This window comes from Fusobacterium mortiferum ATCC 9817, assembly GCF_000158195.2.
Lineage (GTDB): Bacteria > Fusobacteriota > Fusobacteriia > Fusobacteriales > Fusobacteriaceae > Fusobacterium_A > Fusobacterium_A mortiferum.
Genome location: NZ_GL987993.1, coordinates 1 through 24,194 on the forward strand (window position 1 = coordinate 1; position 24,194 = coordinate 24,194).

Consider the following 24,194-nt stretch of genomic DNA (forward strand, 5'->3'; position numbering starts at 1 on the left):
ACGACTATGATTATTTAGACGCAGATGACTGAAAGGAATCAGCGTTACCTGATATTACTATATAGTTTTGAATGTTCCATTAAATAAAGAGTAACAAAGTTACGATTATATTAAATGAGACACAGATGAGTGAAAGAAATCTGTGCTACATTAAAAGAAGTTAATAATGCTTGGTGAGAAGAGCTACGGGGGTACACCCAGAAACATTCCGAACCTGGAAGTTAAGCCCGTAAACGCTGAAAGTACTTGGAGGGAAGCCTCCTGGGAGGATAGGAACTTGCCAAGCTTTTTTTATTTTTTGTAAATTTTACTGTGTTTTATTGTTTAATAAACTATGGTATAATAAAAGCTAACTAGAATTTAAAAATATAGAGAAAAAAGAGGTAAAAATGAATAAAGCTATTATTTTAGATAGAGATGGAACTATAAATATAGAAAAAGATTATTTACATAAAATAGAAGATTTTGAATTTGAAGAGGGAGTAGTAGAAGGATTAAAAATTCTAGCAGATTTAGGGTATATTTTTGTAGTGGTTACTAACCAATCAGGTATAGCAAGAGGATATTATACTGAAAAGGATTTAGAAATTTTAAATAATTATATTGGAAAGATATTAGAAAAAGAAGGAGTAAAAATAGAAAAATTTTACTTTTGTCCACATCATCCAGAAAAAGGAGTTGGAAAATATAAGGTATATTGTAACTGTAGAAAACCTAATCCTGGGATGTTAGAAGAAGCTATAAAAGAGTTTAATATAGATAGAGAAAAATCTTTTATGATAGGAGATAATATAAGTGATATTGAGGCTGGAATAAATGCCAAAGTTACTCCTGTATTAGTAAAAACAGGTCATGGAATAGAGCATATAGAAAAAGTAAAAAAACTAGGAGTTGCTAACTTTGATAATATTTTACAATTTGCGAAAAGTTTAAGTTAAATTTATAAGAAATTATAACAAGTAGGATTTTTATATTGTATTCTACAAGCATTAATGATACAATAAAATATTGGTATTAAATACAAAGAAAGGTATGTTAATTTTTAAATTAATTTGGTAATATTTATGAAAATTCTTACAAAATTATTAAAAGAAAAATTTAAATTAGATAAGTTAGATGAAATTTTAAAAGTTGTGATGGATAGTAGAAAAATAGAGAAGGATTCTCTTTTTTTTGCTATCAACAATGGAAATAAATATATAGATGAAGTATTGGAAAGGGGAGCTACTTTAGTTATAGCAGATGATTATTCTGGAGATGATAGTAGAGTAATTGTTGTAGAGGATACCATAAAAGCTATGCAAGATTTAGCTCAAGAGTATAGAAAAGCTTTAGGAGTAAAAGTTATAGCTATAACAGGAAGCAATGGAAAGACAACTACAAAAGATATGATATATTCTGTCTTATCACAAAAATATAGGTGTAAAAAAACAGAGGGAAATTATAATAATCACATAGGATTACCATTTACAATTTTACAATTAGATGATACTGATGAGGTATCAGTTCTTGAAATGGGTATGAGTGGCTTTGGAGAGATAGATAGATTATGTGAGATAGCTAAACCAGACTATGCTCTTATAACTAATATAGGAGATTCTCATTTAGAGTTTTTAAAGACAAGGGAGAATGTTTTTAAAGCTAAAGGAGAGATAATAAAATATGTAGTTTCTGAAAATTTAATTATTTTTGGAGATGACTACTATTTAAAAAATCTTTCTGGGATTACAGTGGGATATGAAAAAAATTGTAAAAAAAGAATAGAAAATTTTAAAGATACAGATGAAGGAATAGAATTTTCTTTAGAAGGAAATAACTATAAAATAAATCTTAATGGAAAACATAATTGTATAAATGGAGCTATGGCAGTAGTAGTTGGAATGAGTTTAGATTTAACTTCTGAGGAGATTCAAAAAGGGTTTGATAACTTAAATTTAACTCCAATGAGATTTCAAAAAATTGTAAAAGGTGAAACTCTCTATATAAACGATGCTTATAATGCTAGTCCAATATCTATGAGATACTCATTAGAAACTTTTGATAAATTATATAATGATAGAACTAAGATAGCTGTTTTAGGAGACATGTTAGAATTAGGTGATAAAGAGATTGAGTTTCATAGAGAGATTATAAAAAAAGCTTTAGATATAAAAGTAGATAGAATATATATCTATGGAGAGAGAATGCAAAAGGCTTATGAGCTTATGAAGCAAAATAAAAAAATAATAACTAGCCTAGATAAAAATTTTATAAGAGAGAGCATAAAAGAGAGTATTAAAGGCTCAAAAGCGATTTTATTAAAAGGTTCTAGGGGAATGAAAATGGAAGAGATAATAGAAGGATAGGGAGATAGATGTTTTATTTAATAGGAGAGTACGTACACAGTTTACAATTTTTAAAATCAATTTATTTAAGAAGTTTTATGGCTTTTATGGTAGCCTTTATAATAGTATTAATAGCAGGAAAACCTTTTATTAATTATTTAAAGATAAAGAAGTTTGGAGAAAAAATAAGAGAAGAGGGACCAGTAACTCATATGTCTAAGAAGGGCACTCCTACTATGGGAGGGGTACTAATAATTTTGACAATATTAGTTACTAGCCTGTTGATTTCAGATATAAGTAATAAGATAATAATATTACTACTTATAAGTATGATGGGATTTGCTGGGATAGGATTTATAGATGACTATAAAAAATTTACTGTAAATAAAAAAGGGCTTTCAGGAAAGAAAAAGCTGTTAGGTCAAGGGATAATAGCAGTTTTAGTGTGGGCATTTGTAAATTTCTTTGGACTTACAGGAAATAGAGCAGTAGATTTATCTATAATAAATCCAATATATGCAGAGAATATGCTGTATATTGGTGGAATAGGAATGTTGATATTTGTTTTGATAATATTGATGGGAACTTCTAATGCTGTAAATATAACAGATGGACTTGATGGACTAGCTATTATGCCAATGGTAATATGTTCAGCAATATTAGGTGTAGTAGCATACTTCACTGGACATATGGAGTTAAGTAGACATTTAAACCTTTTTTACATAGAGGGTTCAGGAGAGATAACTGTATTTTTATCAGCAGTGTGTGGAGCTGGATTAGGATTTTTATGGTATAACTTTTATCCAGCACAGATATTTATGGGGGATACAGGTTCATTGACACTAGGAGGAATCTTAGGAGTAGTGGCAATACTTTTAAAACAAGAGCTTATTCTACCTATTATTGGTGGAATTTTTGTAATGGAAGCATTATCAGTAATAATTCAAGTAGGTTCTTTTAAATTAAGAGGAAAAAGAGTATTTAAAATGGCACCAATTCATCATCACTTTGAATTGTGTGGACTTGCTGAAACTAAAGTAACAATGAGATTCTGGATAGCTACATTGATGTTTGGAATAATAGCTTTAGGAATAATAAGAATGAGAGGAATACTTTAAAAATAATATAACCACGGTAGATAAGCCGTGGTTATAAACATATCTAGGAGAGAAAATAAAGCGAGGTAATTTTTTATGAAAAAAGCAATGGTTTTTGGAGCTGGAATAAGTGGAGTTGGAGCAAAAAAACTTTTAGAACACTTAAATTATAATGTAATTTTAGTAGATGATAAATTGGGAGTAAGTTCAGAGGACGGGAAAAAATTATTAGGAGATATAGAACTTTTTATAAAAAGTCCAGGGGTTCCATATAATGAATTAGTATTAGAAGCTAAAAAAAATCAAATAAAAGTAATAGATGAAATTGAATTATGCTATGAATATATGGTACAATATAATGTTAATTCAAAAATTGTAGCTATAACAGGAACTAATGGGAAGACAACAACTACAACAAAGATAACTGAACTACTACAATATTGTGGGTATAGAGCTGAGTATGCTGGAAATATTGGAAAAAGTTTTGCTGAGCTATTACTAGAACAAAAAGAGTTAGACTATATTGTTTTAGAGTTAAGTTCATTTCAATTAGAAAATTTAATAGAGTTTAAACCTTTTATCTCTATGGTAATAAATCTTACTCCAGACCATTTAGTTAGATATAGCAATGTAGATGAATATTATGATACAAAATTTAATATCTGCAAAAATCAAGGAGAGAAGGAGTATTTTATATTGAATACTGACTGTGAAGAGGTAGTAAAAAGATTAAATTTAATTCCTACTAATAAAATAGAGATATCAGTAAAATCTAAAAAGGATTGCTATGTGGAAAATGGAAAATTATATTGGAGAGAAGAGGAGGTTTTAGAAACTGACAAACTCTCTTTAAAGGGAAGACATAATCTAGAGAATATACTTTTTATAGTATCGACAGGAAAACTTTGTGGTATAGAGAGTGAAAAGATAAGAGAGTTTTTATATCATACAAAGACTCTAGAGCATAGAATGGAAGATTTTTATAACTATGGAAAAATAAAATTTATAAATGACTCAAAGGCAACAAATATAGACTCTACAAGTTTTGCAGTAGAAGCATATAAAGATTGTACTTTAATATGTGGAGGGTATGATAAAAAATTAGATTGGGTACCATTGGTAGAGCTTATAAAAGAACACGCTAACTGTGTTTATTTAATTGGAGATATAGCAGATGAATTAAATAGAAGGTTGTTAGATATTGGATATAGCAAGGATAAAATATTCCTTTTGAGAGAATTAAAAATTTGTTTAGAAGATATGAAGCAAAGATTTTCAAAAGAGGAAGAAAGAGTGGTATTATTTTCTCCATCTACATCTAGTTATGACCAATTTAAAAACTTTGAACATAGAGGAAAAGTATTTAAGGAATTAGTAAGAGAGATTTTTGGTAGGTGAGATATTTGAAAAAAGTAATCTTAACAACAGGGGGAACAGGAGGACATATATATCCAGCTCTTTCAGTAGCTGAAGGTTTGAGAAAAAAAGGTGTAGATGTACTTTTTGTTGGAACAAGCCTAAGAATGGAGAAGGATATAGTACCTAAATTTGGATTTAAATTTGTAGGTTTAAATATAGCTCCTCCTAGAACATTAAAAAATATATTTGGTTATATTAGAGGAGTACTTCAAGGAGTAGCTTTAGTATTTAAAGAGAAACCAGATGCTATTATTGGATTTGGTAACTATATATCAATACCAGTATTAGTAGGTGGAGTGTTATCTGGGAAAAAAATATATTTACAGGAGCAAAATGCAAATTTAGGTGGAACAAATAAGTTGTTTTATAGATTTGCAAAGAAGATATTTCTAGCTTTTGAGAAAACTTATGATGATATTCCAATGAAATATCAAGGCAAATGTATAGTAACAGGAAATCCTCTGAGAGAAGAGATTTATAGTATAAAAAGCTATAAAGAGAGAGAAAAACTAAAGGTAGAAGCTGATGAAAAAATTCTTTTAGTAACAGGTGGAAGTCTTGGAGCTAAAGAGATAAATGATGCTGTTCTAAAAAATTGGGAAAGAATTTTAGAGAATAAAAATATAAGACTTTATTGGGCTACTGGAGAGAAAAACTATGATGAGATAGTAAAAAATATAAATAGAACTAAGATTCAAGATACTGTAAGACCATATTTTGAAAATATGATAAATATAATGGCAGCAGCAGACTTGGTAGTATGTAGAGCAGGAGCACTTACTATTTCAGAGATAATACAATTAGGGAAACCATCTGTTATAATACCTTATAACTCTATAAAAGTAGGACAATATGCAAATGGTAAATTATTAGAAGAGGTAGGAGCAGCTCTTATGTATAAAAATTCAGAGGCAACTCTTGCTATAGAAAAAGCTTTTGAATTATTAGAAAATAAAAATGAGCTAGACTTGATGAAAATAAATATTAGAAATTTAAAGAAAGAGAATGCTGTGGAAAAGATAATAGAATCTCTTGATATTTGGAGGAATTAAAGTGAAAAAAATTTATTTTATAGGAATAAATGGTATAGGAATGAGTGGACTTGCTAAGATAATGAAATGCAAGGGATATGAAGTAGAGGGAAGTGACTTAAGTCGTTCTTATGTAACTGATGAGTTAGAGAGTATGGGAATAGTAGTTCACAATGAGCACTCTGAAAAAAATCTAGAAGGAAAAAACTTTGATATGATAATAGCTTCTAGTGCTATAAAAAAAGAGAATCCAGAGTATATATATGCTTTAGAAAATGGAATAAAAGTTGTAAAAAGAGGAGAGCTTCTAGCTATGCTTCTAAATGAAGAGTGTGGTATAGCAGTAGCTGGAACTCACGGAAAAACAACTACTAGTTCGATGGCAGCCTCTGTAATGTTACCATTAGATCCTACTATTGTTGTAGGGGGAATATTACCAGAGATAGGTTCAAATGCTAAACCTGGAAAATCAAACTATTTTATAGCTGAGGCAGATGAGAGTGATAACTCTTTTCTATATATGAATCCAACTTATTCAATCATAACTAATATAGAAGCTGACCATCTAGAAAACCATGGTTCTTTAGAAAATATTATAAAATCATTTTCTAAATTTATTGATCAAACTTCAAAAGAGGTTTTTATCTGCTCTGACTGTGAAATATTAAGAGGATTAGCAGCAATAAAAGAGAATAAGAAGATAACAAGATATAGTATAAAAGATAAAACTGCTGATATATATGCTGAAAATATAGAGGTAGGAGAGGGAAAAACAAGCTATGATGTAGTTATTAAGGGAGAAAAAATAGGAAGATTTACCCTATATATTCCTGGAGAACACAATATCTTAAACTCTCTACCTGTTATCTATTTAGCTCTAGAGTTTGGACTAGAGGAAAAAGATATAGAGAGAGCTTTTGAAAAGTTTAGAGGTTCAAAAAGAAGATATGAGGTACTTTATAGTGGAAATGGTATAAGAATAATAGATGACTATGCTCATCATCCAACAGAGATAAAAGCTACTTTACAAGGAGCAACATCTATTGAGGATAGTAAGATAACAGTAATATTCCAACCACACCGTTATAGTAGAGTAAAATTTTTATTAGAAAACTTTAAAAATGCTTTTGAAAAAGCTGATGAAGTAGTTCTTTTACCAATATACAGTGCTGGAGAAAAGGATATATTTGGAGTAACAATTGAAGACTTACAAAATGTAATAGAAAATCCAAAAGCAGTTATAGAGAAAAATCCTCAAAATATAGATGATATGATAATGAATTTTGAAGGAAATAGAGTATTTATGTTTATGGGAGCTGGAGATATTTCTAAGATAGCCCATAGAGTTGCAGAAAAATTAGAAGGGAAATATAGATAATGAGAATACTTGAAAATCACAGCATGAAAAATCACTCTAATATGAAAGTTGGAGGGGTAGCAAAAAGATTTATTGTAGTAGAAAATAAAGAGGAGTTAAAAGATATATTCGAAAAATATAGAAATATCTTTTTAATAGGAAATGGGACAAATACTCTTATTGATGAGGGAGATTTAGATATAACTTTTGTATCTTTAAAAGAATTAAATAAAATAGAGGAGCTAGGTGAAGGAATAGTAAGGGTAGAAGCTGGATTGGATTTTAATAAACTTATAGCTTTTATGAATAGAAATAATTACTCAGGATTAGAGAACTTAGCTGGAATTCCGGGAAGTGTAGGAGGACTTGTCTACATGAATGGAGGAGCTTATGGAAGCGAGATATTTGATTGTATTAAAGAAGTAGAAATATTTGATGAAAATCATCAAATTAGAACTTTAAAAAAGGAAGATATAAAATTTTCATATAGAAGTACAGAGATACAGGATAAAAAATGGGTAATTATAAGTGCTACTTTTGAATTTAAAAGAGGTTTTGATTTACAAAAAGTAATAGATATACAAGCTCTAAGAGAAAGTAAACAACCACTAGATAAACCAAATCTTGGAAGTACATTTAAAAATCCAGAGGGAGATTTTTCAGCAAGATTAATTTCAGAAGCTGGTTTAAAAGGGACAAGAGTAGGTGGAGCAGAAATATCTTCTAAGCACCCTAACTTTATAGTAAATCATGGAGATGCAACATTTGAAGATATTTCTAAAATATTAACTCTTGTAAAAGAGAAAATAAAAAAGTTATACAATATACAACTTGAAGAAGAGATAATCATATTAAAAAATAATAGAGTATTATAGAGGTGGGAAAATGAAAATAGCAGTGTTTATGGGAGGAATATCTTCTGAAAGAGAGGTATCTTTAAGAAGTGGAGCAGCTATACTAGAAAGTTTACAAGCTCAAGGATATGATGCTTATGGTGTAGATGTAACAGAAAAAAATTTAGTTTCAGCTTTTACAGAGAATGAATATGATTTAGCATATATAGCTTTTCATGGTGGATATGGAGAAAATGGAACATTTCAAGGGTTACTTGATATGCTAGGAAAACCATATACAGGGTCTGGAGCTATGGAAAGTGCCATAACTATGGATAAGGCTTATACTAAGGCAGTAGCTAATTCAGTAGGAATAAAGACAGCAAAAACTTATAATTGTGTTGAAGAGATAAAAGATTTTCCAGTAGTTGTAAAACCATCAAGAGATGGATCAAGTGTAGGAATATACTTTTGTAATACTCAAGAGGAAGTGAGAGAGGCTCTTAGAGCTTTAGAGGGAAGAAAACCTTTAATAGAAGAGATGATACAAGGAGAGGAACTTACAGTAGGAGTATTAAATGGAGAAGGACTTGGAGTACTAAGAATTATTCCTAAGAATAAATTTTATGATTATGAGTCAAAATATGCAGCTGGTGGTTCTATACACGAATACCCAGCCAAAATAGATAAAGCAGCTTATGATAAAGCCATGGAAAATGCTGTAAAAATACATAATGTTATAGGTTTAAAGGGAATATCAAGAAGTGATTTTATGCTAAAAGATGGAGAGGTATATTTCTTAGAAGTAAATACTTGCCCAGGAATGACTAAAACTAGTTTAATTCCTGACTTAGGAACACTTAAAGGATATACTTTCGATGATTTAGTAAAAATAATGGTAGATACTTTTAAAAAATAAGGAGTTTTCTTTTGAAATTTATATTTAGATTAGTATTTATATTTTTATTCAGTTGGTTGTTATATTTAATCCCTAGTAAATTTTTAACTTTAGATTTTTTTAAAGTAAAAGAGATAAAAATAGAAGGTAGTCCAAAAATGTTGTCAAGAGAATTGACAGAAATGATAAAAATAATTTATAATAGTAACATATGGGATATTGATTTAAAAGGATTAGAAGAATATCTAGAGAAAGATATGAGAATAGAGAGAGCTAAAATAAAAATTTTAGGTCTAGGGAAAATAGAGATAGATATAAAAGAGAGAGAGTTAGCATACTATCTTCAAACTAAAAATAGGATATACTTAATTGATACCAATGGGAAAAAGTTTGGATATTTAAAAGAGAGGTTAGAAAAGGATACTTATTTTATAGTGATAAAAGATGAAAGTGAATTAGAAAAACTTTTGCAATTAGGTAAAAGATTAGATGATAGTTTACTAAAGATATTAATATCTCAACTTTATATGAAGGATGAAAATTGTATCGAAATTATTCTATTAGATGGAACTATTATAAAGACAAACTTAGATGTGGAAGATGAAAAATATAAGGTTTTAGAAACTTTGTATAATGAACTTGCTAAAACCAAAAAAATTGAATATATAGATATAAGATTTAATGATTTTATAGTTAAGAGTTTGGAGGAGAAAAAAAGTGGTGATAAATAGAGATAAGGTAGTAAAAACTGTAATAGATATAGGTAATGGAAAAATAAAAGCCATCACTGGAGAATTATCTTCCAATGGAGAGGTACTAAAAGTACTAAGATATATAGAGGGTCCAAGTTCTGGAATGATAAAAAATGAAATAAGAGATGGAGAAGCCTTATCTAAGTCTGTAAATGATGTTATAGAAAGATTGAGAGAGGATACAGAGCAAGAGATAGAATCTATAACAATTGGAATAAGTGGAGAGAGTATAAAATCAAGAACTGTAAATATGGAATATAATTTTTCAGAAGAGGAAGTAACAGAAGAACATATAAAGGCTCTGTTATTAGAAGCAGAGAAGAAAGTTTTGATTCCAGAAGAACAGATAATAAAAACTGAAATATATAATATGAGAGTAGACAATTCTGGAATTGTAAAAAATCCACTAGGGATATTAGGAAGCAAATTACAGGGAGATGTCCATTTAATATATACAGATAAGAAAAGAGTTGCAAAATTAGTTGAAACTATTAATAGAATATCAGTAGATGTAGAGAATATAGTATTAAATGCCTATGCATCAGCTAAAGCTACACTAGGTGAAGAGGATAAAAGAATGGGAGTAGCCCTTGCAGATATAGGAGAGGGAAGTACAGATATCATTCTTTATAAAAATGACAAATTAATATATACTAAGACTATTCCTTTAGGAGGAATGCATTTTAAAAGTGACTTAGTGTATATATTAAAACTTGCAGATGAAAATGATGCTATTGAAATTTTAAATAAATATAGAGAAAAGGATATCTCTCTAGATGGATATATCTATTATAGTGAGGGAAAACATATAGCAGCTCTTGAATTAGAAGATTTCATAAATGCAAGAGTTGAAGAGATAATAGATTATATAAATGATACAATAGAAAAATCTGGATTTAATGGATATCTAGGTAAAGGTTTGGTTTTAACAGGGGGAGTTATCTCTGATAAAATAATAAATACAGAAAAACTACTAGAAAAAATTAATAAGAAAACTGGATATGTAGCTAGAAAAGTGTTACCAAGTGAATTTAGTGGTTTGGAAAATGTTACAACAAGTATGGCGACAGCTATTGGAATCTTTTATGAGGTAATGGAAGAAGAGGACAGAAAAATAAGAACAGGTAGTTATACTCATCAAGAGATACAAGTAAAAAATGAGAAAGTTGTACAACCAGTAAGTACAGAAGAAGAGTTATCTAAGATATTAGAGGAAGAATTAGTAGAGCAAGAGAAAGAGAAAAAAGAAGGTGGAGTTGTGAAAGCTATAAAAAATTGGTTTTCAAACTTCATTTAAGAAAAGGGAGGGACAAAACTATGTTACTAGACCAAGATTTAGTTAAAATAAAAGTACTAGGGGCAGGTGGAGCAGGTGGAAATGCTATAAATGATATGATATCTTCAGGAGTAGGAGGAGTAGAGTATATAGCTGCCAACACAGATGCTCAAGATTTAGGGAAATCATTAGCAGATATTAGAATCCAATTGGGAGAGAAATTAACAAGAGGACTTGGAGCAGGAGCTGATCCTGAGATAGGAAGACAAGCTGCTGAAGAGGATGTAGAAAAAATAAAAAATCTTTTAGAAGAGACAGATATGCTATTTATTACTGCAGGAATGGGTGGAGGAACTGGAACAGGTTCAGCACCAGTAATTGCAAGAGTAGCTAAAGAGTTAGGAGTTTTAACTGTAGCTGTTGTAACTAGACCGTTCTCATTTGAAGGAAGAAAGAGAAAAAATAATGCTGATGTAGGAATAGAAAATCTAAAGAAAGCAGTAGATGCTTTAGTAATCATTCCTAATGATAAGTTATTTGAATTACCAGATAAAACAATAACATTACAAAATGCCTTTAAAGAAGCAAACAATATCTTAAAGATAGGTATTAGAGGTGTAGCTGACCTTATGATAGGAAATGGACTTATCAACCTAGACTTTGCTGATATTAAAGCAACAATGTTAAACTCAGGTATAGCAGTATTAGGATTTGGAGAGGGAGAAGGAGAAAACAGAGCTATAAAAGCTACTGAAAAAGCATTATTATCTCCATTACTAGAAAAATCTATTCTTGGTGCTAGTAAAATACTTATTAATATTACAGGAGCACCAGATATAACATTGATGGAAGCACAAACTATCTCTGATATGGTAAGAGATGCTGCTGGTAAGACAGCTGATGACGTAATGTTTGGACTTGTTATTGAGCCAGATTTTGGAGATAGAGTTCAAGTTACAATAATAGCTAATAATTTTGCTAATGAAGAGGAAAAGAATGAACCTTTTATAAGTGTGGACACAGCGAAAAGTGAGAAAGCAGCAACTGAAACAAAAGAGGAAACAGAGAAGCCTAATTTAGATTTACCACCTTGGGTAAGAAAAAGATAAAAAATACTTGAAAATATTATAAAAGTTTGATATAATATTAAACGACCCTGCTCAAAAACGTTTGTGTTTTGGGCTAATACCATAGGGAGGAGGTTAAAAGATGAAAAAATACGAAATTATGTTCATTATCAACCCAACTATACTTGAAGAAGGTAGAGATGCTGTTATTGAGAAAGTAACTGGAGTTTTAACTGCTGCAGGAGCTAACATTCAAAAGAGCGAAAAATGGGGAGAAAGAAAATTAGCTTATCCTATCGATAAGAAAAAAACTGGTTTCTATGTATTAACTACTTTTGAAATTGATGGAACTGTATTATCAGACGTTGAGTTAAAATTAAACATCATTGAAGAAGTATTAAGATACATCATAGTTAAGCAAGACTAATAATCAGTTAATGGAAAATCAATAGGGAGGTTAAAAAAATGGCAGAATTCAGAAGAAGAAGAGCTAAATTAAGAGTTAAAGCTGAAGAAATTGATTATAAAAACGTAGACCTTTTAAAAAGATTCGTATCTGATAAAGGAAAAATCAATCCTTCAAGAGTAACAGGAGCTAACGCTAAGTTACAAAGAAAAATAGCTAAAGCTATAAAAAGAGCTAGAAATATCGCTTTAATTCCTTATACAAGAATTGAAAAGTAATTTTAGTTAATTAGACTGAGAGAAAATCTCAGTCTTTTTTCTTTTATAAACACCTAGAGTTTTAGAATCTATATGTTTAGATTTTAAGACTCTTTTTTATTTATGTTTAAATTAAAAATGTATTTATTTTAAATTAAAAATATTTACAGTTGAAAAAAGCTTCAAAATATGATAATATTATACCAAAATAATGGAGTTAAAATTTATAGAAAATAAGGAGTGTGATATGGGTCAAGATAAAATTTTATATAGTTATGCATATTTAGCAGGAATACTGTCTTTTTTCTCCCCTTGTATCTTTCCAATAATACCTGTTTATTTTGGTATTTTAAGTACTGGGAAAAGAAGTTCTATACTAAAGACACTATTCTTTATTATGGGATTGTCAGTGGCTTTTGTATTACTAGGATTTGGTTTTGGAATAATAGGTAATTTTTTAACTAGTGATATTTTTAGAATTTTTAGTGGAATTATGATAATAATCTTTGGAATGGTTCAAACTGGAATTTTAAAAATTAAGCTTTTGGAAAAAACTAAATTACTTCAAATAGAAACTGAGGGAAGTGGTATTATATCTAGTTTTCTATTAGGATTTGGATTTAGTCTAGGGTGGACACCATGTATAGGACCTATTTTAGCCTCTATTCTTCTTATATCAAGTAATGGAGATAATTCTCTATATGGTGCAGTTTTAATGTTTGTTTATGTATTAGGTTTGGCAACTCCATTTTTAATTTTTTCTTTTTCATCTCAATACTTTTTTAAAAAACTGTCTTTTTTAAAAAAATATTTAGAAAGAATAAAAAAGATAGGTGGAGTATTAATAATAATAATGGGAATTTTATTACTTTTAAACCAATTAAATATATTTTTGTAGGGGGTGATAGATATGAAAAAATTTTATAAAATATTTTTAACTTTTCTTTTTTTAATAGGAGGAACTATGGTATTTGCAAATAGAAGAGGAATAGAGAATTTTGAGTTAAAAACATTAGATGGAAAAGAGTATACTTTACCAAAAGGTAAGAAGGTTTATTTAAAAGCTTGGGCTTCATGGTGTCCAATATGTTTGTCTAGTTTAGAGGAATTAGATAGTTTTACAAAAGAAGAGGACAGAATAGAGATAGTAACAGTAGTTTTCCCAGGAAAAAGTGGAGAGATGAGTAAGGAAGAGTTTAAAAAGTGGTATTCATCTTTAGGATATAAAAATATAAAGGTACTTGTAGATGAGAAGGGAGAGCTGTTAAAAAAAGCAAGAATAAGAGCTTTTCCAACTTCTATCTTTATAGATGAAACTGGAGAGATAAAAGGAGTTGTTCCAGGACAACTACCTAAGGAGCAAATTTTAAAAATAATGGGAGTAGACTCTCAAAAGAAAGAGGAAGTTGTAAAAAAAGAGGATAATGTACCAGTAACTTCAAAGAATGAGGGACAAAAAATTGAAGAGATATATTTAGCAGGAGGATGCTTCTGGGGAGTAGAGGCATATATGGAGAGAATCTATGGGGTTGTAGATGCTGTTTCAGGATATGCTAATGGTAAGACAGAAAATCCAAGATATGAGGATGTAGTATATAGAGATACAGGACATGCTGAAACTGTAAAAGTAACTTACGACAGTAACAAAATATCTTTAAGTACTCTACTGGAGTATTATTTTAGAATAGTAGACCCTACAAGCCTTAATAAGCAGGGAAATGATAGAGGAACACAATATAGAACAGGTATATATTATATAAAAGCTGAAGATGAAAAAGTAGTAACTCAAGCATTAGAAAATTTACAAAAGAAATATGATAAAAAAGTAGTTATAGAAAATAAACCTTTAGAAAACTTTTACTTAGCTGAAGAGTATCATCAAGATTATTTAAAGAAAAATCCCAATGGATATTGTCATATAGATTTAAATAAGGCTAATGACATAATAGTAGATGCAAGTAAGTATAAGAAACTTTCAGATAAAGAGTTAAGAGAAAAATTAAGTGAGAAGGAGTATAGAATAACTCAGTTAAATGATACTGAAAGAGCATTTGACAATGAGTATTGGAACTTTTTTGAGCCTGGAATATATGTGGATATAACAACTGGGGAACCTCTTTTCTCATCTAAAGATAAGTATAACTCTATGTGTGGTTGGCCTAGTTTTACTAAACCAATAAGTGAAGATGTAGTAACTTATCATACAGATAGAAGTTTTAATATGGTTAGAACAGAGGTTAGAAGTAGAGTAGGAGATGCCCACTTAGGACATGTATTTGAAGATGGACCAAAGGATAAAGGTGGGTTAAGATATTGTATAAATAGTGGAGCACTAAATTTTATCCCGGTAGATGAGATGGAAAAAGAAGGATATGGATATCTTCTAAAATTAGTAAAATAAAAATTATAAAATTTTATTTATAAAAATTTTTTAAAAATAAATTGACGCATTTTTAAAAAAGTGATATAATACTCTATGATAACTAATAAAGTCTATATATTTGATAAAAGGGGAGGATATTATCAAAAATAGGAGGATTTTTAGTTTATGAAAAAGTATTATTAGGATTAGCAGTAGTGTCATCAATAGCAATGGCAGAAGAGGGAATAAACCTTTATTTAAAAACAGGGATAGATATCTCTGGAAAATTTAAAAATGATAGTATACATGGTGAAGTTTCTAATAGAGCAGCAGATGGAGATGGAGGATTTGAATTTGCTATTGAAGGAACAAGAGAAGTTTATCCAAATTTAGAGTTAGGATTAGGAATAGCATTACAGGATCATGGGAAACCAGATAAAGTTAGTTTAAGTTATAACCAAGAGTTTCAAACAATAAAAAATACAGGGTATAAGTCTGTACCATTGTATGCAGTAGCTAAGTATAATATACCACTTGAAACTAGTGTAAAACCATATTTAAAGGCTGATTTAGGTTATTCTTATAACTTTGGTGAAAGTGATATTACAATAATGGGAAAAAATAATGAGAGAGTTGGAACTTCTTTAGATAATACAGGATTATACTATGGATTAGGTGCTGGAATAGAGTATAATAATTTTTTATTTGAAGTTATGCATAAGGTAAATAAAGCAGATATAAACTACTCGTTTAATGATGGGGAAAAATTAAAGAAAAGTTATGACTATTCAAGAACAACTTTATCAATAGGATATAAATTTAATTTTTAATATAAGAGGCTTTAATGCCTCTTTTTTAACTAAAGAGGTGGTTTCAAATGAAAAAGATGTTAGGAATTTTGACTTTAGGAGTAATATTATTAGGATGTAGTAATCAAAAAGTCAAAGAGTATCAAGGGGTATATACCTATGGACACGAGGTAAGAATATTTCAAGATAGCAAGAGTAATCAAGAGTATTGGTTATATAGTGATGATGATACAGTTGAAAGTCTAAATGTAAAATTGAGAGAAGAGATTGAAACAAAGGGAACTTCTTATCCTGAAGTAAAATTAATAATAAAGGGAATAGATGAAGGAAAGGTAACAAATGGATTGGCTGAACCTAATGATAGAAAGATGAAAGTTATTGAGTATAGGATAATAGATAAGTAAAATAATGAAGGGGACTGATATAAATTGCTATAATAGTCCCCTTCTCTATTTTAATAAGAAAATTATATATTTTTTTGTTTAAAATTTCGTAAAAGTTTTTTTAATAAAAGCATTGATATAATTCCTGTCAGCATTGAAGTAATAGATGAGTTCAACCAAAGACCTGTAAGCTTTAAATTCCATAAAATAGGAATAGAGATTATTGGAAAAATAAAGCTTACACACAGTGAAATAATAGTTGCAAAGCTAAATTTTCCAATGGCTGACATAAAACTTTGTATAGCAAAGGAGAACCATCTAGTAAGGTATGTTGTGGCATAGATTATAAGGGCGGGTATAGCCATTATAAAGGTTTCATCTTTTTTTACAATAAATAGGGAAGCAATCTCATCAGTAAAGAAAAAAAGAATAGAACTTGTAACTATAGAAGCTACAGCACTAGCAATTAAACAATATTTTTCTATCTCTTTAACACGAGAGTAATTTTTAGCTCCCCAGTTATATCCAAGTGCTGGTTGTAAAGCGTCGCACATACCATAGAGAACAGGTAGGATAAAAGCTTCAATAGACATCAATATCCCATAGACACTAACAGCTGAAACTCCACCTAGATAGAGTAATAAGTAATTAAATAAAATATTAGTGATACGGCTAGCTACATTATTTAAAAATGTGGGCATTCCATTTATAAATATTGATTTTAAAAGTTCTAACTCAATTTTAAATTTACAAAATTTTAAGCTACTATCTTTATAAAAAAATTGAGAAAAAGCTATAAGAGTACATATAAAAAATGCTATACAGTTAGCAAGGGCAGCACCTATTAATTCAAAATTTAAGAAATATAGAAATAAAATCTCAAGAGAGATACATAAAAATGACATTAAAATATTTAAGAACATACTAAATTTTATTTTTCCACAAATTCTTAAATAATTATCAACTGCAAAAGTGATAGTAGTAAGTGGAGAAAATAAAGCATATACTCTCAAATATCTTATAGATTGTCTAGCAAGTTCTCCAGTAGCTCCAAAGAGTGTAAAATAGAGGGAGCAAGGAGAAATAGTAGTATACCTAAGATAGTACTAGATATAAGTATAGTAAAACAAGAGAGTGAAAAAATTTTAGATGCTTTTTCAAATTTTTTTTCTCCTAATAAAATTGCAATACTTACTGAGGAACCTAATCCTATTAAATCAGCAAAACCAAAGTTTAAAACAACTATTGGAATAGTGAGATTAAAAGCAGCAAATGCAGTTTCTCCTAGAAGTCTACTGATAATAACTCCATCAAAAAATAGATATATAGCTGAAGCAAGCATTCCAATAGAACCTGGTATGGCAGCTTTAAAAAATAGTTTTAAAGGTGGTGTTTTTTCAAACAAAGTTATATTTTCCATAAAAACTCCTTAAATCTTTGATTTATTTCCAGAAATAGTATAAACTATAGAGTAACTCCATAGTCAAGAGAAAAGGTGGGATTTATGAATAGAAGAGATAAAAAATTATATACAACAGGGGAGTTTGCTAAAAAATTTAATATCAAGAAGGATACTCTTTTTTATTATGATAAGATAGGACTATTTCAACCAATAGAGGTAGATGCAAAGGGTTATAGATATTATAGCTCAACTCAAATTCCTATTTTAGCTACAATTTTAGCATTTAGAGAGATGAATATTTCAATAAGTAAATTACAGGAATATTTTGCAACACCATCAGTATCTAAGCTATTAGAATTAGTAGATGAGCAGATAGTAGGAATAGATAGAGAGATAAAGAGATTAGAAAATATAAAAAGGAGATTTGAAAGTATAAAGGAAAATCTTCTTGAAGGAGAGAGTGTTGAGTTTGAAAAACTTTATATAAAAAAAGAGAAGAGCAGAGAGTATATCTATAGTAATTTGACAGATAAAGATTTAGAAATCTCCTTAGAAGAGTGGCTAGAGATGTACAATGAATTTATGTTGAAGTTAAATAAGATAGATGTGATAAGTATAGGTTCTGTAATATGTGTAGAAGATTTAAAAAAGAGAAACTTTGGAAGAGTATGTTGTTTATTCATAGAGGATAGAAAAGATGAAGTAGAATTAGAGGAAAAAACTTATGCAGTATATTATTATAAAGGTGGAGTAGAGGAGATAGATAGAATATATAATGATATATTAAATAAAATAGAAAAAGAAAACTATGTTGTATTAGGAGATGCATATGAAGAGTATCTTATAACGGAATTAGAGGGATTACCAGAAAATATAAATGTAGTTAAGATAAAAATAGAGATTGGAAGAGAGTACAAAAAATAAAAAAAGACATGCTTTCAATTAAGCTGTCTTTTTTATTAGCTAAAAACTATTTTGCCATAGCTTTTTGAAGTCTAGTACTTAAAGTAGCTTCGTTAGCTTTTAAGAACTTCATAACTTCTACATCGTTAAGTCCTTTTAAAGTTTTTAAAGTTCTTGAACAAACTTTTACTTTAACTGGAGTTCCGTTTACATTGATAGAAGTAACTTGTAAATTTGGTTTCCAAACTCTTCTAGTTAATCTGTGTGAGTGAGAAATTTGGTTTCCGCTGATTAGTCCTACTCCTGTAATTTCACATCTTTGCATTCTGATTCTCTCCTTTCCTAAAATAACTTACATACACAATGCATATAATTGTATCATTAATTCAAGGAAATTTCAAGTTTTTTTTAAATTTTCTTGAATAAAGTTAGGAAAATTAAAGATTTATGGTATAATAAAAAATGAATGAAATAATTATATAGGGAGTAAAAAAATGAATACACATAGTTATAAAGTATTAGAGTTTGATAAATTAAGAGAGGAATTATCTGCTTATAGCGTGATAGAGGAAAATCATTATAAAATAATGAATCTATCTCCATTAAGAGATTTTAGTTCATTAAATAGAGAGTTAGATATTTTAAGAGATTTTACAGATTTTATAAAATATGATGGTGGATTTGAAACTGCTGGGATGAAAGATATCTGTAAAATGACAGAGAAGTCACAACTTATAGGAACATATCTTGATGTAGAGGATTTATGGGATATAAACTTTAACTTAAGAATCTTTAGACTTTTTAAAACTAGATTAGAGGATTTAGGAAAATATAGAGATTTAAAAGATAGATATCATGATGTACCTGTAATGAGGGGAATAGAGGATATTATCAATAAAGCAATAGATAATAACAAAGAGATAAAAGATGACGCCTCTTTAGATTTAAGAGATATAAGAATACATAAAAAAACTCTTTCAATGAATATAAAAAGAAAATTTGATGAGTTATTTGATGAACCAAGTTTTGCTAAGGCTTTCCAAGAGAGAATAATAACAGAGAGAGATGGAAGAAGTGTAGTTCCTGTAAAAGCTGACTTTAAAGGACTTATAAAAGGTATAGAGCATGATAGATCTTCTAGTGGTCAAACAGTATTTATAGAACCTCTTTCAATAGTAGCTCTAAATAATAAGATGAGAGAGCTAGAGTTAAAAGAGAAAGAGGAGATAAGAAAAATTCTACTTAGAATAACTGAGCATGTGAGAAATAATAGAGAGGATATAGATGCAGTAGGAGAAGCAATACTATCTCTTGATATTTTAAATGCTAGAGCTGTATATGGAATAGAAAAAAATTGTGTAATACCTAACATAAATAATAGAGAGATGTTGAGCTTAGTAGATGCAAGACATCCATTTATACCAGCTGATAAGATAGTTCCATTGACATTTGAGATAGGAAAAGATTACAATACTCTACTTATTACAGGGCCAAATACAGGGGGAAAAACAGTAGCACTTAAAACAGCTGGACTTCTAACTCTTATGGCTCTATCAGGAATACCTATCCCAGCTCATGAGCATACAAGCATAGGTTTCTTTACAGGGGTATATGCAGATATAGGAGATGAGCAGAGTATAGAGCAATCTCTTTCATCATTCTCTGCACATTTAAAAAATGTACAGGAGATTTTAGAAAGTGTAAACAAAAGTTCTTTAGTATTACTAGATGAGTTAGGATCAGGAACTGATCCAATAGAAGGTTCAGCTTTTGCTATGGCTGTTATAGATTATTTAAGAGATAGAAAGTGTAAATCTTTTATCACAACTCACTATAGTGAGGTAAAGGCTCATGGATATAATGAAGAGGGAATAGAAACAGCTTCTATGGAGTTTGATGTAAATACTCTATCTCCTACTTATAGATTATTAATAGGAATCCCTGGTGAAAGTAATGCTCTTACAATAGCTAAAAGACTTGGAGTGTCTGATGAGGTAATAGAGAAAGCTAAGAGTTATATAGGTGATGATAATAAAAAAATAGAAAAGATGATAGCTAATATAAAAGAGAAAGCTGATGAGCTAGAGGCTATGAAACAACAAGTTGAGTTTTTAAAAGCTGCAGCTCAAAGGGATAGAGATGAGTATGCTGAAAAATTAAGAGTATTGGAAAAAGAGAAAAATGAGATACTAAAAGAGGCATATGAAAAAGCTGATAAGATGATGAAAGAGATGCAAGCTAAAGCAGTAGCTCTTGTTGAGAAGATTCAAAAGGAAGAGAATAAGAAAGAGGATGTTAAGAATGTGCAAAAAAGTCTTAATATGCTTAGATCGGCTCTTCAAGATGATAGAAATAAAAATGTTGAGGAAAAACCAAAGATTGCTAGAAAAGTTGATTATAAAGTTGGAGATAAGGTATTTGTAAATAGCTTAAATCAATTTGCTAATGTTTTAAAAATCAATGGTGGAAAAGAGACAGTTCAAGTTCAAGCAGGTATCTTAAAACTAGAGGTATCTATGGATGATGTAAAAGTTGTAAAGGAAAAGGCTAAGAAAGAGTACAACACTTTCTCACACACTAAGACTTCTGTAAGAAATGAGATAGATTTAAGAGGTAAGATGGTAGATGAGGCTGTATATGAGCTTGAGACTTATTTAGATAGAGCTGTTATGAACTCATATACTGAGGTATATATAATTCATGGTAAGGGAACAGGAGCTCTAAGAGAGGGAATATTAAACTACTTGAAAAAATGTAGATATGTAAAAGAGTACAGATTAGGAGGACATGGAGAGGGAGGACTAGGATGTACAGTAGTAACTTTAAAGTAACTATGATAGTTGCAGCTGCAGGAGTAGGAAAGAGAATGGGACTAGGTTACCCTAAACAATTTTTAGAGTATAAAGGAAAGCCACTTTTTATAATGCCATTGGAAGTAGCGCAAAATTCTAATATAGTGGATGAGATAATAGTAGTTACTAATAAAGAAAATGTATCTCTAGTAGAAAATTATTGTAATCAATATGGATTATCTAAGGTAGTGAAAGTAACAGAGGGTGGAAAAGAAAGGCAAAACTCTATATACAATGCATTAAAATATGATAATAACAGTGATATAATTTTAGTTCAAGATGGGGTAAGACCATTTTTAAAAGAGAAGTATATAGAGGAGTGTTGTAGAGTAGTAGCAGAAGAGAGATTAGGAGCAGTAGTAGGAGTACAGGTAAAGGATACTATTAAGGTAATCAATGAGAATTTTGAAGTGGTATCTACTCCTAAAAGAGCTGACTTAATAGCAGTACATACACCCCAAGCCTTTGAAGGAAAATTATTAAAAGAAGCTTATGAGATAGCTGAAAGAGAAAACTTTTTAGGCACTGATGACTCATCTCTAGTGGAGAGAATAGGGGGAAAGGTTAAAATAGTTCTTGGAGATTATGATAATATTAAGATTACTACTCAAGAGGACTTAAAATTTTTATAATCAAAATTAAATAATTACAAGAAAGAAGGAGTGAACATGAAAGTATATATAGGACAGATAAAACCAACACTAGGAAATGTAGAGAAAAATTTAAATATGATGCTAGAAGTAATTGATAAAGCCATAGCAGAAAAAAATGATATAGTAGTATTTCCAGAGCTATCACTTACAGGATACTCATTGGAGGATATAGTTTTTGATGTAGCTATAAAAGAGGTACCAAGTGTATTACTAGAAAAGAGCAAGGAAATAGGTATAATATTTGGAGCAGTGGAGTTAGGAGAAGAGGAATATCCATACAACACAGCTTACTATTTAGAAGATGGAAAAGTAGTACATAAGCATAGAAAAGTATATCTTCCTACTTATGGAGCATATCAAGAGGGTAGAAACTTTATGGCAGGAGATAAGGTAAGAGCCTTTGATACAAAATTTGGAAGATTAGGAATATTAATCTGTGAAGATGTGTGGCATCAATCAACTCAATATATCTTAGCTCAAGATGGAGCAAAATATGTTTTTATACTATTCAATTCTCCTGCAGTAGTTGGAAAGAGAAAAGAGGAGTTATCTGAAGGGTGGAAAACAATAATTAAAACTAACTCTCTACTTAATGGAGTATACTCTGTAGCAGTAAATAGAGTTGGAGTTGAAGATGGAATAGCTTTCTTTGGAAACTCATTTGTAGTGGCACCAAATGGAGAGATAGTAGCAGAGGGAGAGTATTTAAAAGAGGATTCTTTCACTTGTGAGTTAAGAGAGGAAGAGATAAGAAGAGCTAGGTTTAAAGCTCCAATGTTTAAGACAGAAAATTTAAATCTTACAAAAAAAGAGATAGAGAGAATAGAAAATAAAAGATTCCAATAGGTGATAGTTTATGAAAAAGATAATAGGATTTATAGCAGTTGTAGTACTAATTTTAGGAATATTTTTGGGGTATAAAGTAGTATACAAGGCATCTCCTAGAGATTTTATAACTAAAGATACTAGAATAATATATGCTAATGAGGGAATAAATACAAAAAACTTTACCCCTTTGTTATCCTTGATAGAAGATGAAGAGGAGAAAAAGGAATTAAGTTCTGAAATGGAAAATTTAAAATATATCTCTAAATTTTATATATTTTCAGATAAGGAGTTCTATGATATAAGTGAAAAAACTTTCACTGGTGTTGTAGATACTGGATATTGGTATTTTTTAATTTTAAAAAATTTAGGAAAATATTTTGAGTTAAAAGATGATATCTATGTTTTAAAAAATGAGTATAAAGAAAAATATCTTGGTAATGTACAAGGAGATTTATATTTAAAAAACTACAAGGGATTATTTATATTCTCATTTGGTGAAAAAAATCTTAAAGATTTTATAGCAAAAGATGGAAAATATTTATATAATAAGGAGATAGAGGATGCTATTGATATAAAAAGAGATAATCTTCTAGGAACTTTTATATATAATAATAGTGGAACAGATTTCTATGGAGTAAATCTAATAATAAATAGTAGTACCATTGAAAATAATAAGATGATATCTGAGAGTGAGATAATCATAGATGATAAAGAGAGTGAAATATTTAAAAATAGTAAAGGAAACAGAGAGCTAATAAAGTACCTTGATAAAAATGATATCTATGTATCAGTAGATGATTTTTCTAAATTAGATAGAGTTATTTTTTATCCTTTAGTAATAGGAGCAGATATGGATAGTAAAGCTATATTTTCTCTATGGAAAAATATTTTAGGAATAGATATTGAAGAGATTTTAAAAGAGATAGATGGAGAGGTACTATATAAATTAGATGAGCAATCATTTATGGTTAAAATAAAAGATGAAGCTCCAGAGATAAGAAGAGTTTTAACTATGTTAACTAATGAAAATACATCTTTCTACCTTGGAAATAAATTTGAAGAGAAAGATGGAATTATTAGAATAGGAGAGAGTAATTTCGAAGAAAATAAAAATTCTTTTAATATAAGCAAAGATACATTTATCTATGGAGAGATAGATTCTCCAAAGGTAATGGGATTTGAGGGAATTGAAGCTAAAATTCAGGGAGAAAATAAAAAGGTAAATATGAAAGTTACAATTCCAGTGGAAGTTTTAAAAGAGATAACAAGAGAGTATTAGGAGGGC

The 24,194-nt window shown here is 29.4% G+C and carries 25 protein-coding genes and 1 rRNA gene; 23 read left to right on the top strand and 3 right to left on the bottom strand.

Features of this window, described 5'->3' with window-relative positions:
* Positions 1–169 precede the first annotated feature (169 nt).
* The 18 genes from rrf (at position 170) to FMAG_RS08245 (ending at position 16,292) form a co-directional block, all read left to right on the top strand.
* Positions 170–286: ribosomal RNA gene (gene rrf / locus FMAG_RS08160) — 5S ribosomal RNA — on the top strand.
* A 103-nt stretch (positions 287–389) separates the two neighbouring features.
* Complete coding sequence (gene gmhB, locus FMAG_RS08165) at positions 390–938, top strand: D-glycero-beta-D-manno-heptose 1,7-bisphosphate 7-phosphatase (RefSeq protein WP_005885782.1); 549 nt, start codon at positions 390–392, stop codon at positions 936–938.
* 126 nt (positions 939–1,064) lie between these two features.
* On the top strand, positions 1,065–2,345 hold the full coding sequence (locus tag FMAG_RS08170; RefSeq protein WP_005885784.1) for a UDP-N-acetylmuramoyl-tripeptide--D-alanyl-D-alanine ligase: 1,281 nt from the start codon (positions 1,065–1,067) through the stop codon (positions 2,343–2,345).
* An 8-nt stretch (positions 2,346–2,353) separates the two neighbouring features.
* Positions 2,354–3,442 (top strand): phospho-N-acetylmuramoyl-pentapeptide-transferase, encoded by a 1,089-nt coding sequence (mraY, locus tag FMAG_RS08175; RefSeq protein WP_005885786.1) that lies wholly within the window; start codon positions 2,354–2,356, stop codon positions 3,440–3,442.
* Between the two features lie 75 nt (positions 3,443–3,517).
* Positions 3,518–4,819, top strand: a complete 1,302-nt coding sequence (murD, locus tag FMAG_RS08180) for a UDP-N-acetylmuramoyl-L-alanine--D-glutamate ligase (protein WP_005885788.1) — start codon at positions 3,518–3,520, stop codon at positions 4,817–4,819.
* Complete coding sequence (murG, locus tag FMAG_RS08185) at positions 4,816–5,892, top strand: undecaprenyldiphospho-muramoylpentapeptide beta-N-acetylglucosaminyltransferase (protein ID WP_005885789.1); 1,077 nt, start codon at positions 4,816–4,818, stop codon at positions 5,890–5,892. Before murD ends, murG begins: the two co-directional genes overlap by 4 nt.
* A 1-nt stretch (position 5,893) precedes the next feature.
* The gene (gene murC / locus FMAG_RS08190; RefSeq protein ID WP_005885791.1) at positions 5,894–7,249 is read left to right on the top strand and encodes a UDP-N-acetylmuramate--L-alanine ligase; all 1,356 of its coding nucleotides are present in this window, start codon (positions 5,894–5,896) and stop codon (positions 7,247–7,249) included.
* Positions 7,249–8,103: a UDP-N-acetylmuramate dehydrogenase gene (murB, locus tag FMAG_RS08195; protein ID WP_005885793.1), complete on the top strand. Its 855-nt coding sequence runs from the start codon at positions 7,249–7,251 to the stop codon at positions 8,101–8,103. The genes murC and murB overlap by 1 nt, the downstream gene beginning before the upstream one ends.
* 10 nt (positions 8,104–8,113) lie before the next feature.
* Positions 8,114–8,980: a D-alanine--D-alanine ligase gene (locus FMAG_RS08200; protein ID WP_005885795.1), complete on the top strand. Its 867-nt coding sequence runs from the start codon at positions 8,114–8,116 to the stop codon at positions 8,978–8,980.
* 11 nt (positions 8,981–8,991) lie between these two features.
* On the top strand, positions 8,992–9,690 hold the full coding sequence (locus FMAG_RS08205) for a cell division protein FtsQ/DivIB (protein WP_005885797.1): 699 nt from the start codon (positions 8,992–8,994) through the stop codon (positions 9,688–9,690).
* A complete protein-coding gene (gene ftsA, locus FMAG_RS08210) occupies positions 9,677–11,008 on the top strand; it encodes a cell division protein FtsA (RefSeq protein ID WP_005885799.1) in 1,332 nt (443 codons plus the stop codon). Before FMAG_RS08205 ends, ftsA begins: the two co-directional genes overlap by 14 nt.
* A 20-nt stretch (positions 11,009–11,028) precedes the next feature.
* On the top strand, positions 11,029–12,096 hold the full coding sequence (gene ftsZ, locus FMAG_RS08215; protein ID WP_005885801.1) for a cell division protein FtsZ: 1,068 nt from the start codon (positions 11,029–11,031) through the stop codon (positions 12,094–12,096).
* Positions 12,097–12,196: 100 nt separating this feature from the next.
* Positions 12,197–12,481 carry a 30S ribosomal protein S6 gene (gene rpsF, locus FMAG_RS08220; protein ID WP_005885803.1) on the top strand — a complete coding sequence of 95 codons (285 nt, stop codon included), beginning with the start codon at positions 12,197–12,199 and terminating at the stop codon, positions 12,479–12,481.
* Positions 12,482–12,519: 38 nt separating this feature from the next.
* On the top strand, positions 12,520–12,738 hold the full coding sequence (rpsR, locus tag FMAG_RS08225; RefSeq protein ID WP_005885805.1) for a 30S ribosomal protein S18: 219 nt from the start codon (positions 12,520–12,522) through the stop codon (positions 12,736–12,738).
* Positions 12,739–12,964: 226 nt separating this feature from the next.
* A complete protein-coding gene (locus FMAG_RS08230; protein WP_005885807.1) occupies positions 12,965–13,615 on the top strand; it encodes a cytochrome c biogenesis CcdA family protein in 651 nt (216 codons plus the stop codon).
* 12 nt (positions 13,616–13,627) lie between these two features.
* On the top strand, positions 13,628–15,118 hold the full coding sequence (gene msrAB, locus FMAG_RS08235; protein ID WP_005885809.1) for a bifunctional peptide-methionine (S)-S-oxide reductase MsrA/peptide-methionine (R)-S-oxide reductase MsrB: 1,491 nt from the start codon (positions 13,628–13,630) through the stop codon (positions 15,116–15,118).
* 128 nt (positions 15,119–15,246) lie between these two features.
* A complete protein-coding gene (locus FMAG_RS08240) occupies positions 15,247–15,909 on the top strand; it encodes an outer membrane beta-barrel protein (protein ID WP_040493986.1) in 663 nt (220 codons plus the stop codon).
* A 47-nt stretch (positions 15,910–15,956) separates the two neighbouring features.
* Entirely contained in the window at positions 15,957–16,292 is a 336-nt protein-coding gene (locus FMAG_RS08245; protein ID WP_005885811.1) for a hypothetical protein, read from the top strand.
* 62 nt (positions 16,293–16,354) lie between these two features.
* On the opposite strand, the gene FMAG_RS08250 is transcribed toward FMAG_RS08245, so the two are convergent.
* On the bottom strand, positions 16,355–17,284 hold the full coding sequence (locus tag FMAG_RS08250) for an MATE family efflux transporter (protein WP_222609696.1): 930 nt from the start codon (positions 17,282–17,284) through the stop codon (positions 16,355–16,357).
* A gap of 5 nt (positions 17,285–17,289) precedes the next feature.
* Positions 17,290–17,691: an MATE family efflux transporter gene (locus tag FMAG_RS13930; RefSeq protein WP_222609697.1), complete on the bottom strand. Its 402-nt coding sequence runs from the start codon at positions 17,689–17,691 to the stop codon at positions 17,290–17,292.
* An 84-nt stretch (positions 17,692–17,775) separates the two neighbouring features.
* Between FMAG_RS13930 and FMAG_RS08255 the strand changes: the two genes are divergently transcribed.
* On the top strand, positions 17,776–18,597 hold the full coding sequence (locus tag FMAG_RS08255) for a MerR family transcriptional regulator (RefSeq protein ID WP_005885812.1): 822 nt from the start codon (positions 17,776–17,778) through the stop codon (positions 18,595–18,597).
* Positions 18,598–18,643: 46 nt separating this feature from the next.
* Here the strand turns inward: FMAG_RS08255 and rpmB are convergent, their stop codons facing one another.
* Positions 18,644–18,901, bottom strand: coding sequence for a 50S ribosomal protein L28 (gene rpmB / locus FMAG_RS08260; protein WP_005885813.1), 258 nt, complete (start codon positions 18,899–18,901; stop codon positions 18,644–18,646).
* Between the two features lie 169 nt (positions 18,902–19,070).
* Between rpmB and FMAG_RS08265 the strand changes: the two genes are divergently transcribed.
* The 4 genes from FMAG_RS08265 to FMAG_RS08280 are packed head-to-tail and all read left to right on the top strand — an operon-like array spanning position 19,071 to position 24,188.
* Positions 19,071–21,407, top strand: a complete 2,337-nt coding sequence (locus tag FMAG_RS08265; RefSeq protein WP_005885814.1) for an endonuclease MutS2 — start codon at positions 19,071–19,073, stop codon at positions 21,405–21,407.
* Complete coding sequence (ispD, locus tag FMAG_RS08270) at positions 21,383–22,060, top strand: 2-C-methyl-D-erythritol 4-phosphate cytidylyltransferase (RefSeq protein WP_040493988.1); 678 nt, start codon at positions 21,383–21,385, stop codon at positions 22,058–22,060. The genes FMAG_RS08265 and ispD overlap by 25 nt, the downstream gene beginning before the upstream one ends.
* A gap of 36 nt (positions 22,061–22,096) precedes the next feature.
* Positions 22,097–22,927: a nitrilase-related carbon-nitrogen hydrolase gene (locus FMAG_RS08275; protein ID WP_040493990.1), complete on the top strand. Its 831-nt coding sequence runs from the start codon at positions 22,097–22,099 to the stop codon at positions 22,925–22,927.
* 10 nt (positions 22,928–22,937) lie between these two features.
* Positions 22,938–24,188, top strand: coding sequence for a hypothetical protein (locus FMAG_RS08280; protein WP_005885815.1), 1,251 nt, complete (start codon positions 22,938–22,940; stop codon positions 24,186–24,188).
* Positions 24,189–24,194 lie beyond the last annotated feature (6 nt).

Coding starts and splice junctions, on each gene's coding strand:
- gmhB (WP_005885782.1), top strand. CDS start 390: ATGAATAAAGCTATTATTTTAGATAGAGATGGAACTATAAATATAGAA.
- FMAG_RS08170 (WP_005885784.1), top strand. CDS start 1,065: ATGAAAATTCTTACAAAATTATTAAAAGAAAAATTTAAATTAGATAAG.
- mraY (WP_005885786.1), top strand. CDS start 2,354: ATGTTTTATTTAATAGGAGAGTACGTACACAGTTTACAATTTTTAAAA.
- murD (WP_005885788.1), top strand. CDS start 3,518: ATGAAAAAAGCAATGGTTTTTGGAGCTGGAATAAGTGGAGTTGGAGCA.
- murB (WP_005885793.1), top strand. CDS start 7,249: ATGAGAATACTTGAAAATCACAGCATGAAAAATCACTCTAATATGAAA.
- FMAG_RS08200 (WP_005885795.1), top strand. CDS start 8,114: ATGAAAATAGCAGTGTTTATGGGAGGAATATCTTCTGAAAGAGAGGTA.
- ftsZ (WP_005885801.1), top strand. CDS start 11,029: ATGTTACTAGACCAAGATTTAGTTAAAATAAAAGTACTAGGGGCAGGT.
- rpsF (WP_005885803.1), top strand. CDS start 12,197: ATGAAAAAATACGAAATTATGTTCATTATCAACCCAACTATACTTGAA.
- rpsR (WP_005885805.1), top strand. CDS start 12,520: ATGGCAGAATTCAGAAGAAGAAGAGCTAAATTAAGAGTTAAAGCTGAA.
- FMAG_RS08230 (WP_005885807.1), top strand. CDS start 12,965: ATGGGTCAAGATAAAATTTTATATAGTTATGCATATTTAGCAGGAATA.
- msrAB (WP_005885809.1), top strand. CDS start 13,628: ATGAAAAAATTTTATAAAATATTTTTAACTTTTCTTTTTTTAATAGGA.
- FMAG_RS08245 (WP_005885811.1), top strand. CDS start 15,957: ATGAAAAAGATGTTAGGAATTTTGACTTTAGGAGTAATATTATTAGGA.
- FMAG_RS13930 (WP_222609697.1), bottom strand. CDS start 17,691: ATGGAAAATATAACTTTGTTTGAAAAAACACCACCTTTAAAACTATTT.
- FMAG_RS08255 (WP_005885812.1), top strand. CDS start 17,776: ATGAATAGAAGAGATAAAAAATTATATACAACAGGGGAGTTTGCTAAA.
- rpmB (WP_005885813.1), bottom strand. CDS start 18,901: ATGCAAAGATGTGAAATTACAGGAGTAGGACTAATCAGCGGAAACCAA.
- FMAG_RS08265 (WP_005885814.1), top strand. CDS start 19,071: ATGAATACACATAGTTATAAAGTATTAGAGTTTGATAAATTAAGAGAG.
- ispD (WP_040493988.1), top strand. CDS start 21,383: ATGTACAGTAGTAACTTTAAAGTAACTATGATAGTTGCAGCTGCAGGA.
- FMAG_RS08275 (WP_040493990.1), top strand. CDS start 22,097: ATGAAAGTATATATAGGACAGATAAAACCAACACTAGGAAATGTAGAG.
- FMAG_RS08280 (WP_005885815.1), top strand. CDS start 22,938: ATGAAAAAGATAATAGGATTTATAGCAGTTGTAGTACTAATTTTAGGA.